Annotated in this window: 12 protein-coding genes; 7 read left to right on the forward strand and 5 right to left on the reverse strand. The window is 71.9% G+C overall.

The features are described 5' to 3' along the window. The first annotated feature begins 45 nt into the window (after positions 1–45). The 3 genes from J2S46_RS06230 to J2S46_RS06240 all read left to right on the forward strand — a co-directional run bounded on the left by J2S46_RS06230 (position 46) and on the right by J2S46_RS06240 (position 4,472). The gene (locus tag J2S46_RS06230; protein WP_307348993.1) at positions 46–1,866 is read left to right on the forward strand and encodes a glycoside hydrolase family 15 protein; all 1,821 of its coding nucleotides are present in this window, start codon (positions 46–48) and stop codon (positions 1,864–1,866) included. Positions 1,867–1,886: 20 nt separating this feature from the next. Beyond that, on the forward strand, positions 1,887–2,828 hold the full coding sequence (locus J2S46_RS06235; RefSeq protein ID WP_191294707.1) for a cyclase family protein: 942 nt from the start codon (positions 1,887–1,889) through the stop codon (positions 2,826–2,828). 63 nt (positions 2,829–2,891) lie between these two features. Continuing rightward, on the forward strand, positions 2,892–4,472 hold the full coding sequence (locus J2S46_RS06240; RefSeq protein WP_191294706.1) for a GMC oxidoreductase: 1,581 nt from the start codon (positions 2,892–2,894) through the stop codon (positions 4,470–4,472). A gap of 37 nt (positions 4,473–4,509) precedes the next feature. Here J2S46_RS06240 and J2S46_RS06245 read toward each other — a convergent pair whose 3' ends face one another. From J2S46_RS06245 to J2S46_RS06260, 4 genes are all read right to left on the reverse strand, one after another. Continuing rightward, positions 4,510–6,276 carry a cation:proton antiporter gene (locus J2S46_RS06245; protein WP_191294705.1) on the reverse strand — a complete coding sequence of 589 codons (1,767 nt, stop codon included), beginning with the start codon at positions 6,274–6,276 and terminating at the stop codon, positions 4,510–4,512. A 300-nt stretch (positions 6,277–6,576) separates the two neighbouring features. After that, a complete protein-coding gene (locus J2S46_RS06250) occupies positions 6,577–7,596 on the reverse strand; it encodes a cytochrome d ubiquinol oxidase subunit II (protein ID WP_191294704.1) in 1,020 nt (339 codons plus the stop codon). Continuing rightward, positions 7,593–9,059 (reverse strand): cytochrome ubiquinol oxidase subunit I, encoded by a 1,467-nt coding sequence (locus J2S46_RS06255; RefSeq protein ID WP_191294703.1) that lies wholly within the window; start codon positions 9,057–9,059, stop codon positions 7,593–7,595. Before J2S46_RS06255 ends, J2S46_RS06250 begins: the two co-directional genes overlap by 4 nt. A gap of 418 nt (positions 9,060–9,477) precedes the next feature. After that, the gene (locus J2S46_RS06260; protein ID WP_191294702.1) at positions 9,478–10,314 is read right to left on the reverse strand and encodes an SDR family oxidoreductase; all 837 of its coding nucleotides are present in this window, start codon (positions 10,312–10,314) and stop codon (positions 9,478–9,480) included. Positions 10,315–10,970: 656 nt separating this feature from the next. Between J2S46_RS06260 and J2S46_RS06265 the strand changes: the two genes are divergently transcribed. Beyond that, entirely contained in the window at positions 10,971–11,435 is a 465-nt protein-coding gene (locus J2S46_RS06265; protein WP_370882168.1) for a DUF5994 family protein, read from the forward strand. A gap of 254 nt (positions 11,436–11,689) precedes the next feature. Here J2S46_RS06265 and J2S46_RS06270 read toward each other — a convergent pair whose 3' ends face one another. Beyond that, positions 11,690–12,700 carry a hypothetical protein gene (locus J2S46_RS06270; protein ID WP_191294051.1) on the reverse strand — a complete coding sequence of 337 codons (1,011 nt, stop codon included), beginning with the start codon at positions 12,698–12,700 and terminating at the stop codon, positions 11,690–11,692. Between the two features lie 423 nt (positions 12,701–13,123). Here J2S46_RS06270 and J2S46_RS06275 point away from each other — a divergent pair, with 423 nt between their 5' ends. From J2S46_RS06275 to J2S46_RS06285, 3 genes are read left to right on the forward strand one after another with little or no spacing between them, the layout of a single operon-like run. Beyond that, positions 13,124–15,064, forward strand: coding sequence for a LodA/GoxA family CTQ-dependent oxidase (locus J2S46_RS06275; RefSeq protein ID WP_191294050.1), 1,941 nt, complete (start codon positions 13,124–13,126; stop codon positions 15,062–15,064). Then, a complete protein-coding gene (locus J2S46_RS06280) occupies positions 15,064–16,230 on the forward strand; it encodes an NAD(P)/FAD-dependent oxidoreductase (protein ID WP_191294049.1) in 1,167 nt (388 codons plus the stop codon). The genes J2S46_RS06275 and J2S46_RS06280 overlap by 1 nt, the downstream gene beginning before the upstream one ends. After that, positions 16,227–16,946, forward strand: a complete 720-nt coding sequence (locus tag J2S46_RS06285) for a hypothetical protein (protein ID WP_191294048.1) — start codon at positions 16,227–16,229, stop codon at positions 16,944–16,946. Before J2S46_RS06280 ends, J2S46_RS06285 begins: the two co-directional genes overlap by 4 nt. The last annotated feature ends 83 nt before the right edge of the window (positions 16,947–17,029 follow it).

A 17,029-nucleotide genomic window follows, 5' to 3' on the forward strand; every position in this document is an offset into this window, starting at 1 on the left:
TGGCCGATAGTGAAATCGAAGGATCGCTCCGACCCTGGGACGCTCATGGATCGCTACCCGCCCATCGCCGAGCACGGCCTCATAGGCGACCTCCAGACCGCCGCCCTGGTGACCTCGCGGGGCGTCGTCGACTGGTTCGCCGCGCCCCGCTTCGACTCCCCCAGCATCTTCGCCGCCCTGCTCGACCACGACCGGGGCGGCTACTTCCGGATCGCGTCGGCGGACCCCGAGGCCAGCTGCAAGCAGCTGTACTACCCCGACACCGCCCTGCTGGTCACCCGCTTCATGTCACCCGACGGGGTGGGCGAGGTCATCGACTGGATGCCGCCCGACACCAGCCGCACCCCGACCGACCGGCACACCCTGCTCCGGACGGTCCGCACCGTTCGCGGCACCGTCCGCTTCGACCTGGAGTGCCGGCCCCGGTTCGACTACGGCCGGGCGGCCCACACACTCGACCTGCGCCCCGATGTCGCCGTCTTCCAGGCGCCGGGTGTCCGCGCGTACCTCCGGAGCACTTTCCCGGTCGAGCGGGACGGCGACGACCTGCGCGGCTCCGTCACGCTGAACATCGGGGAAGAGGCGGCGGTCGTCCTCACCGTCTGCGACCCCGACGGCGAGGCCCCGCCGCCGCCCACCGTCGACGGCATCACCCGACAGCTCTGGGAGGCCGCCGACTTCTGGCAGAAGTGGGTCCGCGGCTCCAACTACCGCGGCCGCTGGCCCGACATGGTCAACCGCTCCGCCATCACCCTCAAGCTCCTCACCTACGCCCCCACCGGCGCGCCGGTGGCCGCGGCGACCATGGGCCTGCCCGAGCAGGTCGGCGGCGAGCGCAACTGGGACTACCGCTACACCTGGGTGCGTGACGGCTCGCTCTCCGTCCGTGCCCTGCTCGACCTCGGTTTCGTCGAGGAGGCGACCGACTTCACCCACTGGCTCGGGGGCCGGCTGCGCGAGTCCGCCGGCAAGGACGGCGAACCCCTGCAGATCATGTACCGGGTCGACGGCGAACCGCTGTTGACCGAGGAGATCCTCGGCCACCTGGAGGGGTACCGGGGTTCCGCGCCCGTGCGGCTGGGCAACGCGGCCGCCGACCAGTTGCAGCTGGACATCTACGGCGAGGCCCTCTACGCGCTGTCCGAAGGCCGCGAGATCGCCAGCCAGGCCGGCTTCCGGGGGTGGAAGGTGCTCTCCCGGACCCTGGACTGGCTGGCCGACTCCTGGGACCGCCCCGACGAGGGCATCTGGGAGACCCGCGGCGGCCGCCAGGACTTCACCTACAGCCGGGTCATGTGCTGGGCCGCCTTCGACCGCGGGCTGAGGCTGGCCGAGGACTTCCGCCGGCCCGCCGACACCGACCGCTGGAAGAAGGCCCGCGACACCGTCCTGCTGCAGGTCATGGACCGCGGATGGAGCGAGGACAAGCAGGCCTACGTCCAGCACTACGGCGGGGACCCCGTCCTGGACGCCTCACTGCTGCTGATGCCCCGGGTCGGCTTCGTCGCCCCCCGGGACCCGTCCTGGCTGTCCACCCTGGACGCCATGGACCGCACCCTGGTCTCCGACAGCCTGGTCTACCGGTACGACCCGGCCGCCTCCCCCGACGGACTGCGCGGCTCCGAGGGCACGTTCTCCCTCTGCACCTTCCTCTACGTCGACGCCCTGGCCCGCGCCGGGCGCCTGCGCCCGGCCCGCTACACCTTCGAGAAGATGCACACCTACGCCAACCACGTCGGCCTCTTCGCCGAGGAGGTCGGCCCGAGCGGCGAGCAACTGGGCAACTTCCCGCAGGCGTTCACCCACCTGTCGCTCATCATGGCCGCCAGCACCCTCGACGAGGCGCTGGACCGGCAGTCCGGCTGACCCGGCCCGAGGAGCTGTTCATGCGAGCGCACCATCAACGGGGCCGCCCCTTACGCCAGAGCCATGACGAGTTCACGGCCCTGTACCGGCAGTTGCGGCACGCCTCCGTCGGCGGCGCCCGGGGCGCGTTGGACACCATCACCCCGGAACACGTCCGGGCCGCGGCGCGCGAAGTGCGCCTCGGCCTGACGGTGACGATGGCCGCGGCGGTCGAGACCGCGCGCGCGGCCGACAATCCGCAGCCTGCCGCCCACACGCCGACCGGGCCGCCCGAGGACGAGGAGCATGCCCACGGGCTGCACTTCGCCACGGACCGCTTCGGCATGAACGTGCACGGCGACGCCGACAGCCACCTGGACGCCCTGTGCCACGTGGTCTACGACGGCACCCTGTACGGCGGCGTCCCCGCCACCACCGTCACCCCGGAAGGCGCCACCGCGCTCTCGGTGGAGGTGGCGCGCGACGGGATCGTGGGCCGGGGCGTCCTGCTCGACATCCCGCGCCTGCGCGGCGTGCCCTGGCTGGAGCCCGGTGACCACGTGACCGCCGAGGACCTGCTCGCCGCCGAGGCGGCGCAGGACGTCCGGGCCGGCGAGGGCGACCTGCTGTTCGTCCGGGTCGGCCACCGGCGCAGGCGGATCGAGAAGGGCCCGTGGGACGCGGCGCACAGCAGGGCCGGACTGCACCCCACCGCCGTGGAGTTCCTCGCCGAGCGCCGCGTCGCGGTCCTCGGCGGCGACGGCAACAACGACACCGCCCCCACCGTCACCGACGGCGTGGACTTCCCGGTTCACGTCCTGGCGATCCACGCGCTCGGCCTCCACCTCCTCGACTACCTCCAGTTCGAGGACCTGGCACCGCTCTGCGAACGGGAGGGCCGGTGGTCGTTCCTGTGCGTGATCGCCCCGCTGCGACTCCCCCGCGCGACCGGATCTCCCGTCAACCCGATCGCGGTCCTCTGACCCGACGAGCCACCGCCAGAACCCCCATCCGACGACATCTCCGACGACATCGAGGTGGCCGACATGGCCGACGACCAGCACTACGACGTCATCATCATCGGCACCGGCGCGGGCGGCGGCACTCTCGCGCACCGGCTCGCGCCCACCGGCAAGCGGATCCTGATCCTGGAACGCGGCGGCTACCTCCCCCGGGAGCGCGACAACTGGGAGTCCACCGCGGTCTTCGTCAAGGGCAAGTACCGCGCCCCGGAATTCTGGTACGACAAGCACGGCGACCGGTTCCCGCCGGAGGTCAACTACTACGTCGGCGGGAACACCAAGTTCTACGGAGCCGCGCTCTTCCGCCTGCGCCCCGAGGACTTCGGCGAGATCCGCCACCACGGCGGTCTCTCCCCCGCCTGGCCGATCCGCTACGAGGACCTGGAGCCCTACTACACCCAGGCCGAGCACCTCTACCTCGTCCACGGACACCACGGCGAGGACCCGGGCGAGGGCCCGGTCAGCGCCCAGTACGCGTACCCGCCCGTCCAGCACGAGCCACGGATCCAACAGCTCAGCGACGACCTGGAGAAGCACGGCCTGCACCCGTTCCACCTGCCGATCGGCGTCAATCTCACCCAGGACGCCAAGGGCGGTGCGACCCACGAGAGCGTCTGCATCCGCTGCAACCGGGTCGACGGATTCCCCTGTCTCGTCCGTGCGAAGTCCGATTCCCAGGTGATCTGCGTCGAGCCGGCGTTGGAGCACGACAACGTCAGCATGGTCACCGGCGCCAACGTCCGGAAGCTGGAGACGGACGACGGTGGCCGCACCGTGACCGCGGTGGTCGCCGAGCTGGAGGACGGCTCCGCGGCACGCTTCCGCGGTGATGTCGTCGTGGTCGCCTGCGGTGCGGTCAACTCCGCCGCACTGCTGCTGCGTTCGGCGAACGAGCAGCACCCCCGCGGGCTGGCCAACAGCTCCGACACGGTCGGCCGCAACTACATGCGGCACAACAACCTGGCGCTGATGGCGGTGTCCGAGGAGCCGAACGACACCCAGTTCCAGAAGACCCTGGCGCTGAACGACTGGTACCTCGGGGCGGACGACTGGGAGTTCCCGCTCGGCGGCATCCAGATGCTCGGCAAGTCGGACTCCGACCAGATCAAGGGCGAGGCACCCCGCTGGGCCGGACTCGCCTCCCCCGACATGCCGTTCGAGGTCCTCGCCCACCACGCCGTCGACTTCTGGCTCTGCGGCGAGGACCTCCCCCAGCCGGGCAACCGCGTCACGCTCGACGACAACGGCGACATCCACCTGGCGCTGGACGAGAAGAACAACATCGAGGGGCTGAAGCGGCTGCAGCACAAGCTGCGGGGCATGCTCGGCAAGCTCGGCATGCACCCGCACCACCTGCTGCCGCACAGTCTCTACCTGCACAAGGGCATGCCGATCGGCGCCACCGCCCACCAGGCCGGCACCGTCCGCTTCGGCACCGACCCGCGGACCTCGGCCCTCGACGTCCACTGCAAGGCCCACGACCTCGACAACCTCTACGTCGTGGACACCAGCTTCTTCCCGAGCATCGGCGCCGTGAACCCGTCCCTCACCGCGATCGCCAACGCCATGCGCGTCGGCGACCACATCGCCGAACGCCTCCGCTGAGCGGATTCGGCCCGAGCCGCCCACGCGTCGGCAAGGGCTACTCCAGGGAACCGGCCGAGGGCGTCAGCAGGATGGCGGTGTCGCCGGCGCCGGCCGTCGGCGCGCCGGTCTCGGTGGCCGCGGTGAGCTGTCCGTCCGGCCGTACCACGAACAGCACCTCGTGTCCGGCCGGGATGCCCCCGTCGACCCGGTGGGTGACGATGCGGGCTCCGTGGGCGTACCGGTGGGCCAGTTCGGGCCGGTTGAGACCCTGGCCGAACAGCGCCTCGCTGCCCGTGTAGGGGGCGACCACGCCGTGGCTGCGGGTGGGAGGCGCCAGGCGGTGGACGGGCCCTTCCACCGTCTCCTTGAGCGTCATGAAGGCGAGGGCGTTGAAATCGTCCTCGTCCGTGAGCAGCAGGACATCCGTGATGCCCTCCAGTTCGGCGCCCGCACCGCTGGCGGCGGCGAGCAGTTCGCCGGGAGCCAGGGCCAGACCGGCGTCGGTGATGCTGCGTCGCTGGCGGTCGAGGCCGGCCCACATGAGGACGTCCAGGCCCGCCGAGCGCAGGGCGCGGCCCAGCTCGACCACCCAGGGGTCGCCGCCGACCAGCAGCGGGCGCGAGCGCGCCGAGCGGCGCACCCCCAGACGCCGGGCGACCGGGAGCGCCGTCAGGCCGTACACCATCACGGTGGCGACGATCACCACGAAGGTGGCCGGAAGGATCTTCTGCGCGCCGCCGATGCCGGCCTGGACGAGGGAGACGGAGAAGGTGGAGGCGGTGGCCGCGGCGACGATGCCGCGCGGCGCCATCCAGCCGATGAACCAGCGTTCCCGGAAGGGGACGTCGGTCCGGGCGGTGGAGAGCAGCGCCACCAGGGGCCTGACCACCAGGACGAGGGCGGCGACCAGGACCAGGGCGGGCAGTGCCACGTGACGCAGGGACTGCGGGGTGACGGTGGCCGAGATGGAGATGAACAGCAGGCCGATGATCAGCGAGACCAGCGTCTCGAAGAAGGGCCGGCGGGCCGGGATGTCCAGCCCCGGAAGGTTGGCCAGGGCCATCCCCATGACGACGGCGGCGATCAGCCCGGTGTCGTCCCGGAAGGCGTCACAGACTCCTGCCACCGCGACCACGGAGGCGAGTTGGACCGTGGTGCCGAGGACCTCGTCGAGGGTGAGGCGGCGCAGCAGCAGCCAGAGGAGTGCCGCCCCGACGGCGCCGCCGGCCAGCCCGACGGCCGCGCTGCCGCAGAACTTGCCGAGCTGGCCGGCGAAGCCGTGCTGTCCGCCGGCCAGGACGCCGTGGAAGACGAGGGCCCCGAGGATGCCGCCGATCGGGTCGATCAGGGACCCCTCCCAGACGAGGACTCGTTGCAGTCGTTCGGTCGGACGGACGAATCCGAGCAGCGGCCCGACGACGGTCGGTCCGCTGACGACGAGGATCGCGCCCAGCATCACGGCGGCGCTCAGCGACATGCCGACGACGGGGACGGCGAGCAGGGCCGCCGACACCCAGGTGACCAGCGCCCCGAGCCAGATCAGCCGGACCACGACCCTGCGGGTGTGGCCCTTGAGGTGGCGAAGGTCGAGTCCGAGTCCCGCGTCGTAGAGGATGACCGCGACGGCGAGGGAGACCAGGGGGGAGAACGCGGGGCCCAGCAGCTTCTCGGGATTGACGACGTCGGTCAGCGTACCGGCGACGAAACCGGCCGGCAGCAGGAGGAGGATCGCCGGGACCCGCAGCAGGCTCGCCACCAGCTGGGACCCGACGGCCAGGGCCACGATCAGCGAGGTGCCGAGCAGGATCTGACTCGATGTCATGGCCTTCCCTTCGTCGAGGCCGTCCTGGGTGACGGGTTGGCAGATGCTCCGGCTGTCCGGCCGGAGGGACACGAACAGGGCTGGAGCAGGACGGCGAGGCCCGCGGCGGTCCGGACGGGGACACACCGTCCGGCCCGGGCGACCCGGGCGGGTGGGCGACCGATACGGCGGCGGCGGTGCACGCCGTAGGCGGTCAGGCCGGCACCGCGGGCGATCTTGGACGCCGGCACGGCGGTAGAGGGGGTGCCGCCGATCAGCAGAAGCTCGGGAACCATGCTCGCCGCTCGCCGTGGTCGGCGGTCATTCGGCCACGTCCTCGTCGGTGAGGGGCTCCAGCACGCCATGGGTGTCGAGGCGGTAGAGGACGACGAGGGCCGGGCCGATGAACACGAGGGCGACGGCGGCGACGACGAGCATCCACTGGAGCGGTGCGTCAGCCCCCGCGCCCTGCTGGACGGTCAGCGAGGTGGGTACCAGGTAGGGCCGCTGGGCGAAGCCCCAGGCGGCGACCAGCAGTGCCACGACGGCCACCGAGCTGTACCGCGCCCAGCCGGCGGCCGGGCCGGCGACCAGCCACGCCGAAAGCGCGAGGGCCACCACGGCGGCGATGACGAGAGCCAGTCCGGCGCCGTGGGTGAGCCCGTGATGGACGTAGCTCGCGTGCGGGTCGGTCACGACCAGGCCGATCACCCCCAGGGCCAGCAGCACGGCGGCCGCGATCCAGGCGCGGAGCCGGAAGTAGCCGACGAGGTCGTGGGCCTCGAAACGGCGGGCGTCCACCGTGAGGAAGACCGCGCCCAGGAAGGCGGTGGCGGCGACGGTGATCAGGCCGGCCATGATCGACGTGGTGTTGGCCCAGGCGTCGGCCGAGGCGGTGGTGCCGGGCGAGACCCGTCCGGAGGCCACCCCGCCGATGACCGTGCCCAGGAAGAACGGGGTGAGCAGCGACGAGACGGCGAACACGGCGCCGTAGATCCGGCGTGCCGCGAGGCGCCTGGTGGGTTTGCGCAGCGCGAAACCCGCGCCGCGCAGCACCATGCCGACGGCCGCGAGCGCGAGCGGGAGCCAGAGCGCGGTGAAGACGGTCTGGAAGAAGAGCGGGAAGCCGGTCCACATGACGACCAGGGTGAAGATCAGCCAGACGTTGTTGACCTCCCAGACGGGGGCCATGGCGTGGTCGACCAGCCAGCGCGGGCGCTTTCCGCGCTCGGCGCCGCCGGCGAGGAGGTCCCAGAACCCGGCGCCGTAGTCGACGCCGCCGCCGCAGGCGTAGGCGGCGACCGCGAGCAGCAGGATCCAGGCGACGACGGTGGCGGTCACAGGTCGCTCCCGGGTGCTCGGTGCTCGCCCGGGCCGGCGGTGGCGGCCGGTTCCGGACGTGGGCCGTAGGGGGTGTCCGTCTCCGGGCCCTCGGCCTGGGCCCGGGCGGAGCCCGCGTCGGCGAGGCGCCAGCGGGTGCGCATCTTGAGGAGCACCGCGAGGAAGGAACCGAGGACGAGCACGTAGACCGTGACGACGATGCCGAACATGGTCCACAGGGAGGCGGCGCCGGTGGGGGTGACGGCCTCGGAGACGCGCATGTTCTGGTAGACGATCCAGGGCTGGCGGCCGACCTCGGTGGTGATCCAGCCGCATTCCACCGTGATCACGCTGGCGACGCCGGCTACGGCGGCGCAGCGGAAGAACCACCGGGACTTCGGCAGGTCGCGGCGGCGCCACCAGCACCAGGCGTACCAGAGCGCCAGCAGGATCAGGACGCTCCCGATGGTCGCCATGATGTCGAAGGCCCAGTGGGTGATGGTCGCCTGGGTGGCCGTGGGGCGGTCGGCGGCGGCCACCGAACTCAGCCCGGTGACCTGTGTGTCCGGCGTGAACCCGGCGAGGATGGAGTCGAGTTGGGGGATCTTGAGGCCGCCCTTGACAGTACCGTCCTCCTGCAGGCGCCCGAACAGGTACTCCGGCACGTGGGTGTCGGTGTCCCAGACCAGCTCGGCTGCCGCGAACTTGATCGGCTGTTTGTGGAAGATCTGCCGCGCGATGTTGTCACCGAGCACGAACTGCACGGGGGTGAGGATCGCCGCGACGGTGAACGGCACGGTGAAGCCGAGGCGGTGGTAGCGGTCACGGCGGCCGCGCAGCCAGCCGACCGCGTAGACGCCGGCCACCACGTAGCCGGCGGTGAGGAACATCGCCACCACGAAGTGCCAGTACTGCGGGCCGAACATGGGGGTGAAGATCGCCTGTTGCACGCTGACGTCCACCGGCCTGCCGGAGGAGTCGAGGGTGAAGCCCTGCGGGGTGTTCATCCAGGAGTTGGCGGCGATGATGCCGAACGCGCCCATCAGCGCCGTGAGCGGCAGCGGCACGCCCAGCCAGAAGTGCGTCCAGGGCTTCAGCCTGCGCCAGCCGTAGAGGTAGATGGCGATCAGGATCGCCTCCAGGAAGAACGCCCACCCCTCGACCCCGAAGCCGAGGCCGAAGACGTCACCCCAGCGGCCCATCATGCCGGGCCACAGCAGGCCGAACTCCAACGAGAGCACCGTGCCGGTGACGATGCCGACGGCGAACTGCACGGCCATCACGGCCGACCACCGACGGGCCAGCAGCATGGCGGTCGGGTCGGCCCTCCGCAGACCGCGGTGGTGCATGAGCAGTGTGATGAACGGCAGGGCCACACCGAAGGGCACCAGCATGATGTGGGACGCCAGGGTGAACGCCATCAGCTCCCGGGCGGGGAGCAGCTGTGCGGGGGTGTCGGCCAACAGGTGTGCTGCGGTGCTCATGCGGGCCTCGATGGCTCGGATCGGGTGACGGGAAGGGCCGGCGAACCGGCCGGGGACGAGGTCTGCGCGGCAGCGGTGTGCGGGACCGTCGCGGCGAAGGCGCGCTCACGGCGCGACCGGAGGCGAGGACCGGCACCGGCTGGGCAGCGCGCCGGCCCTGCTGCGGAATCCGGTGAGGAGGACCGTCCGGACGAACTGCCGGCTCCGGCCGGTCGATCGGCCCCTGGGCGTGGAGGTGCCCCGTCCTCACGACGGCCTTCCCGCACGAGGTGCGGGCCGCGCTGCCCGGGTGCGCGCAGCGCTCGACCGACGTGGCCGCGACCGGAGCGCCGCGCGGGGCCCGAGCCGCGAGGAGGCCGGCGAAGCCCCCGCCGGGAGTCGGCACCCGGCGAAGCGTCACGTGTCGTCCACGGTGCGGTCAGCCTCCGGTGGCGAAGCCGGGGAAGAGGGTCATCCCGCCGTCGACGTAGAGGGTGGTGCCGACGACGTAGTCCATCAGGTCGGACGCCAGCACGGTCACGGCGTTGGCGATGTCCGCGGGGTCGCCGACCCGGCGGTACGGGATCAGCCGCAGCAGGTCCGCCTCGGCCTCCGGGGTGTCCCAGGCGGACGTGTTGATCGGGGTGCGGATGGCACCGGGCGCCACCGCGTTGACCCGGATCCCCTTCGGGGCCAGCTCCTGCGCCAGTGTCTGCATCATCATCAGGACGCCGCCCTTGGACGAGGCGTAGTTCACGTGGCCCGCCCAGGGGATGATCTGGTGCACCGAGCTCATGCAGACGATCTTCCCGGCCGAGCGGGAGACCTCCGGCACGACGCCACGGCGGACGAACTCCTTCGCCGCCTCCCGGGCGCACAGGAACTGACCTGTGAGGTTGACGTCCAGCACCTTCTGCCACTGGGCGACGGTCATCTCGGTGACGGCGGCGTCCCGCTGCAGGCCTGCGTTGGCCACCATGATGTCGATGGTGCCGAAATCCTGGACCATCCGGTCGACCATCGCGACGACCTGGTCCTCCTGGGAGACGTCCGCCTCGTGGGCGTAGGCCCGCACACCGAACGACTTGATCTCCTCGACCACCTCCTCGGCGGCCTCCGGCCCGAAGACGTAGTTCACCACCACGTCGGCACCGGCCCGGCCGAGAGCGATCGCGGTCGCCTTGCCGATGCCGGAGTTCGCCCCCGTCACCAGGGCCTTCTGCCCCCGCAGGACCGGCGGCACGGCCCACCGGCCCTGATCCACAGCTGAGCTCACTGATCTCTCCCGTCATCGGTCGCGCGCCGGATCCGACGGACAACACTCCTCGGCCACGGCCCGTTCCGGGACAAACGGCTCGCACCACTCGTCCGTTCGGGCAGGCGGCGACCCCCGAACGGCCCAGCAGGGCGGCGCGCCGCCCTGCTCCAGGCCCGCTCCACGCTCGGGTGGGCAGCGCAGCCGAGTCAGGGGCCCGGCGGGGCCGGCCTTGAGCAACAGCGATCCGCCTCGGGGTTGCGACGGGCGCCATCCCGCCGGGACGGCGCGGGCTCGCGGCCGGGGCGGGACGCGGATGGCAGTAGGCGGATGTCCCGGACGACCTGCCGCAGGGCCCATCGGGTGGTCACGGGCGCACTGCCGGAAAGCCGGCCCGATCTGGAATGTCCCTCGCCCTGTGCCCGCCCGGCCGTCACCGATCCGGATCCCGCTGACACCGCACGGACCGTCCGCGCGGCCGCCGGCCTCTGAGCGACACTCTCCGGCCCCGGTCGCAGGACGGACCCTGGCAGCGTGGTGGGTCGGGCGCCGCACCGGAGTAGCCTGGGAGCTACCGAAGGCACATCGCAGGCCGGACCCCGATCCGGCTTCGTCTCCGGAGACCGACAATGCCGGGCCCATGTGAATGGACCCGGGGACAGGTCCGGGACATGACCGTGACCTTCGACCGTGTGAACACCCCACGGACGCCCGCAGCACCACTGCGTCTGACGCTCACGCCCGACGACGCCACCGCAGGCCGGCTGGACGGTGCCTGGTGGCCCCGGTCGTACGACCTTCTCGCCGAACTGCCCTCCCTCGCCAAGGAACTGGACGGGCGCTGGGGACGGGTGACCCGCGTCACCCTCAATCCCGCGCACTGGCCCGTCATCCCCCCGCGGATCCCGGTGGCCGGACACGTCGTCCATGCCGGCTGGTTCCGGCAGGAGCAGGACCCCGACGAGATCATGATTCGCTCCTACACCCCGCTTCGCCTGGACCTGCTGGTGATCCCTCCGGACACCGACGAAGCAGCGGCCGCCGAACTGATGGCCACCGCAGCCGACCCCTCGAACACCCGCACCGCCGGCGACCTGCTGGCGGCCGGGCCGCCGGAGCACATCGTGCGAGGAGCGGACTGATCACCGACCGGCCAGATGGTCACCTTCGCCGACAACGGCCCCGATGCCGACGCCGAGCACGGCCCGACGGCTCGATGCGACCGAAGTGCGCCAGGACGCCGACGCGGACGCGGTCCTGCGCGATCCCACCCCTGCTCTGTTCGGCCTTGCCCGGCACGCCCGGTAGGGCCGGTCCGCCCGAACGCGTCGCCCCCGAGCAGGCGCGCACCCCGCTGCAATGACCGCCAGGGCGCAGCTGACACTCCGGCACCCGGCTACTTGAGCCTCTCCGTTGCCGTGGCGCCGGCGCAGACGGGGCGGGTGCGGGCCGTGTAGGAGCGGGCGGCCACCACGAGGCCGCCGCCCAGACCGGCGAATGCCAGACCGCCGAACTCGACCATCCACGTGATCCCCGAACCGGCGGTGAACGGCGGGGACGGCTCGATCGTGGGCAGCACGCCGACAGCCATGAGTGGGGCCATGACGATGAGGACGGCCCCGTACATCGCCAGAGGGATGCCCGTCAGCCAGGCCGGGATCAAGGGCAGCAGGCGCGGGACCCGTCGTCCGGACAGGAACAGCGTCCAGCGGGGGAACACCTGCCCCCACGAGTACAGCAACCCCAGCAGCAGGAAGACCCCGACCATCGCCGCCAGGACGGTCACGTCCATCCCGGCCGCCGCGGCCGCCCTCGACGGCCCCGACGCGCCGACGCTCGTCGCCCTCCGCCAGTCGTCGCCCGCGACGCCGAGCGCGTCTCCTCCCAGCGTCCAGACGGTCTTGGCTCCCGCCCACGGCAGAAGTCCGCCCATGAGCAGGTACACCGCGACGCGGGTCCGCCCCGGGGCCCGGGAGGCGGCCGGGTGGACAAGGGGGCCGTCGGCTGCGCCGCTGTGCGACCGCCCGCATCGCGGGCAGTCTCCGCGCAGCCGCCGGCGGTACGACAAACCGGCGAGGAGCAGGAGGGCGGCACCGGCCGTGTTCAGCAGCACCTGGGCCAGCCCGGTGGCGCTCTCGACCCCCGAGAGCGCCACCATGGTCACGAAATAGATCGGCAGCCCGTTCATCCCCACGACGAACACCGGGAGCGCCACGATCAGCGCCGTCGCCACCGCAACCCGGCCGGGCCCGGCGAGAGTCCGGGTGCCGGCCAGGCAGGCGCCGCCGGCCAGGAGGGCGAGGGCCGCCAGGAAGAGCTGGACCTCCGGCGCGTACGCGGAGTGCTCCTTCCATTGCACGGTGGTGCCCGTCGCCGCCCAGGTGACCTCGACGGTGGCGTACAACACGCCCCACACCGCCGCGACCACGGGCACCCACACAGGCCGGCGCCGCCTCCACAACGCCCGCCCCGGGCTTGCGATCGGCGGCTCAGGAACGCCACCTGCCTCCGTGTTCGCAGGAACAACCACCGTGACCCCCGTCTGTCCGGATTGCCGACGCTCCACGATGCCGCGCCGCCCGCCCTGATCACATCCGTCCCACGGGCCATCCGGCTTCCCCCGCGCGGGGGAAGCCGAATCGTGAATGCCGGCCGGCCGGAGGATGTCGAGCGGGTGCAGGCTCCCCCGACAGCCCCGGCATGGGTGCCCGCCTCACTCTTGCGAGTGATCGTTCGTGTCCATCCGATCGGAGCGGAGCCTCCCCCCATAGTGTTCCGTCAACGAACCTTCAGCTCGAAGCCGGACCCCGAAATTGGAGGCACGAGCCAGATGACCGACGAGATCGTCCGCGCCGCGATCCACCCCGCCATCGGAATCGCCAGAGTCGGAAACTCCCTCGAGGAGTACTGCACCGCACCCGAGGTGCCCGACCCCGCACCGCAGGACCCGGGCTTCTACAAGGACTCCGCCGGAGCGATCAAACGCGAGGCGGCACGCTTTCGGGTCTACGGGTACAACGCCCTGGGCGAGGTGGTGGCCGAGCTGACGGCGGACAACGCGGACATCCGCTGGAGTGCGCACCTGGCGAACAAGAAGGCTGCCTGGTACCAGTTCCAGCTCGCGCTCGACATTCCCGAGGCGGCGAGCGCCAATCCGTCGGGGCTGCGCAACAAGGAGATCACCGGCGACCTCCGCAAGGGCCTGATCATCGATCCGGGCCCGATCGGCATCACCGGGAGGAACGTCTCAGGGCCCGACTTCCACTTCCGCGACGGCAAGTTCATGGGGAAGGAGGTCTATCTCGGGGAACTCCGCACCGACGAGGACGGGCGCCTGCTGGTGTTCGGCGGATTCGGCGAGTCGGCCTCCCACAACGGCAAGCCGATCACCACCTACGCCAACAACGACGGCTGGCACGACGACATCGGCGACGGCCCGGTCACCGCGGCCGTCACCGTCGGCGGCCGCGTCCTGCCGGTCGACCCCGCCTGGGTCCTGGTCGCCCCGCCCAACTACGCTCCCGCGCTGAAGGGCATCCGCACTCTCTACGACCTGCTGTACGACGTGTTCGTCTGCGACGGATCGCTGCCGTTCCCGGACAGGGTCTCCTTCACCCGCCACATCGCACCGGTGCTCCAGCGCTTCACCGACCACCAGTGGGTCAACCACGGCTTCGCCGGCTACTACGGGCACGACGGCCTCGGCCAGTTCACCACCCCGCAGATGCTGGCGCGGCTCAGCAGCAAGGCCCCCACCCGGCGCGCGCTGCGCCGGCAGGTGTTCAACGCGCTGCGCGACTTCGGGCGCGACGGCACCTCGCCGGTCCCCTGGCCGTGGCTGTACGGGGACGCGATGGCCATCCCGCCGCGCTCGCCACTGCACCACATGGCGTTCTCCCCGACCCAGTACCGGATGTTCCAGTGCTGGGCCGACGGCGACTTCGAGGACGACTGGGGCACCCTCGGGGCCACCCCGCCGCCCCGGACGCTCGCCGAGGTGCCCCTCGCCGAGCAGCCCGCCGCGCTCGACCGCGCCGCACTGGACTTCTGCCTCGCCGACGCCTTCCACCCCGGCTGCGAGGTCACCTGGCCGATCCGGCACCCCTCCATGTACATGGCGCCTTTCCGGATCCGCCACCGCCCGGCCGGCCGGCCCGAACCCTCGTACGGCACGGTCCTCACCCCCGAGACCGCGCTGTCGGTCAACGGACCGCTGTACGCCCAGGCGCCGGGTGACCTCTCCCGGTGGATGGCCGTCCCGTGGCAGAGCGACACGGCCAGCTGCCGCTCCGGCTACGAGCTGTCCCTGGGTCCGCGTCACGACCCGTACCTGCCGACGTTCTGGCCGGCCCGGGTCCCCAACCACGTCCTCACCGAGGACGACTACCAGGTGGTCGTGGACGAGACCCGGCCGCTGGCGGAGCGCACCGAGGCGTTCGAGCGGCGCGCCGTGTGGCTGCGCGGGCTGCGCGGGCAGAACACCGAACAGCTCAACCAGATGATCGACGACTGGTACCGGCTCGGCATCGTCGAGGTGCGCGAGGGCGCCAAGGACTTCCCCGACCGGATCCAGGTGGAGTCCAGGCCCTCCATCGACCTCGAAGGCGTTCCGCTCACCCAGAACCTGGTGACGCTGCACGTGCCCCAGGCCGCGGACGTGGCCCTCGCGTCGGAGGCGATCAACCAGGCGATCGCGGTCAGCGGCTACACCGCCGAAGAGGTGACGGCCGGCTTCATCGACAAGGTCGCGCCCTTCCGCGACAACACCTGATGACCGGTCGGCTCACCACCACGGGCGAGCAGTACGACGTGGTGGTCGTCGGCGGCGGCCCGGCCGGCGCGGCCGCGGCCCTGACCCTGGCGCGTGCGGGGCGGACCGTGCTGCTCGCGGACGCCAGGACCGGGCCGCCCAAGGTCGGCGAGGCCCTGCCCTCGGTGGCCAAGGTCCTGCTGAACGACCTGGGCACCGGTCAACGACCCGTCGCGGCCGGTCACCTGACCTGCTACGCCAACCTCTCGTCCTGGGGGTCGCACGCCCTGGGCCGCACGGACTTCATCAACGACCCGAACGGTCCCGGCTGGCATCTGGACCGGGCCCGGTTCGACCAACGCCTGCGCGAGGCGGCCCGCTCGGCCGGCGCCGAAGTAGCGGAGCGCACCACAGTCCGCCTGAAGTCCCGTCAACTGGAGGGACGTTGGACCGTCGCCCTGCGGGGACCGGCGGAGCTGAGGATGGTCCGGTGCAACTGGCTCGTGGACGCCAGCGGCCGCCGGCGGGCGGTGGCCTCCGCCGGCCGGGCCGCCACTCGCCGCACCGACGCCCTGGTCGCCGTCTGTCTGGACCTGGCACCCGACCCCTCGGGCCGAGCGGGTGAGACCTGCTCGCTGGTCGAATCCGCCGCGGACGGCTGGTGGTACACCGCGCTGCTGCCCAGCGGCCGCCGCCTGGTGGCCTACTTCACCGATGCCGACCTCGCCCCGCCCGCACCGCGCACCCGCTCGGACTTCGACCGTCTGCTTCGGCGGACCCGGCACGTCGCCGTCCGGGCCGACGCCCACCCGCCGCCCACCGACGCGACCGTCAGGCGGGCCCCCGCCCACTCCTCCCACCTCGACACTCCCACCGGCGACGGCTGGATCGCGGTCGGCGACGCGGCCACCGCCTTCGACCCGATCTCGTCCCAGGGGATCCTCACGGCCCTGCACACCGGCATGACCGGAGCCTCGGCCCTGGCCGCCCACCTCGACGGGGACGGCGAGGCGCTGGGGTCCTACCGCACCCAGGTGGCAGCGGTCCTCACCGCCTACCGGCGCAACCACCACGCGGTGTACGGCCTGGAGAGCCGCTGGAGCGGCCGGCTCTTCTGGCAGCGCCGGCACACGTCCCTGCCGCATCCCTCCGCACCACAGCACAGCACCCGCAAGGAGTTCGCATGACCACCCGTCACGACCACGAGCACGAGGACCCTTCGGTCCACTCCTTCATCCTCTCCGGCCGGGACACGGTCTTCGGCTACCACCTGGCGATGTTCGGCATGGCCGAGCACCGCTACCAGGTCGTGGTCGAGTACGACCTGCCCACCGACATCCTCGACATCTACCTCAAGGACCAGGCGGACCGCCCGGCCAGCTGGCACGCCGTGCGCAACACCGAGGACATGGTGCTGCCCCCGATCGGCGACGGCTCGGTCACCGAGTACCCGGCCAGGCTCGACCGGGTCACCCAGACCGGCAACGGCGAGGACCGGGTCTGGGAGGCCGTCTCGGGCGGCTTCACCGTGCGGATCAAGCGGGTCCTGAACTTCCGCCGGTTCGGTGAGGAGCCCTTCCCCGCGCACCTCACCTACCTGCTCTACGGTCGGGGCGAGGAGGCCCACATCGCCCACCGCCTGGTGCAGCGCCCCCACTTCGAGCAGATCCTCACCCTCCGGCAGGTACCCGACGGCGTTACCGCGGACGATCTGGCGAACGCCGTCGAGATCACGATCCCCTCGGTGCCCGACAACGGGCACGACGGCCGGCCGTGGACCACCAGGCCACTGCCCGACAGCAGTTACCCGGCCGTGCTGCACCGCGGCAAGGCGGCCCCCGTGCCGATCACCCTCGACCTCGGTGGCGAACGCTGGTGGAACATCACCACGCTCAACGCCTGACGAGGGAGGGCCGAGCGGACGGATCCGCTGTCCCGGTTCCTCATGGACCGCTCCTGACCGGAGGACTCCGCCGCGGGGCCGCC

Origin of the sequence: Kitasatospora herbaricolor (assembly GCF_030813695.1) — a bacterium.
GTDB classification, from domain to species: Bacteria; Actinomycetota; Actinomycetes; order Streptomycetales; family Streptomycetaceae; genus Kitasatospora; species Kitasatospora herbaricolor.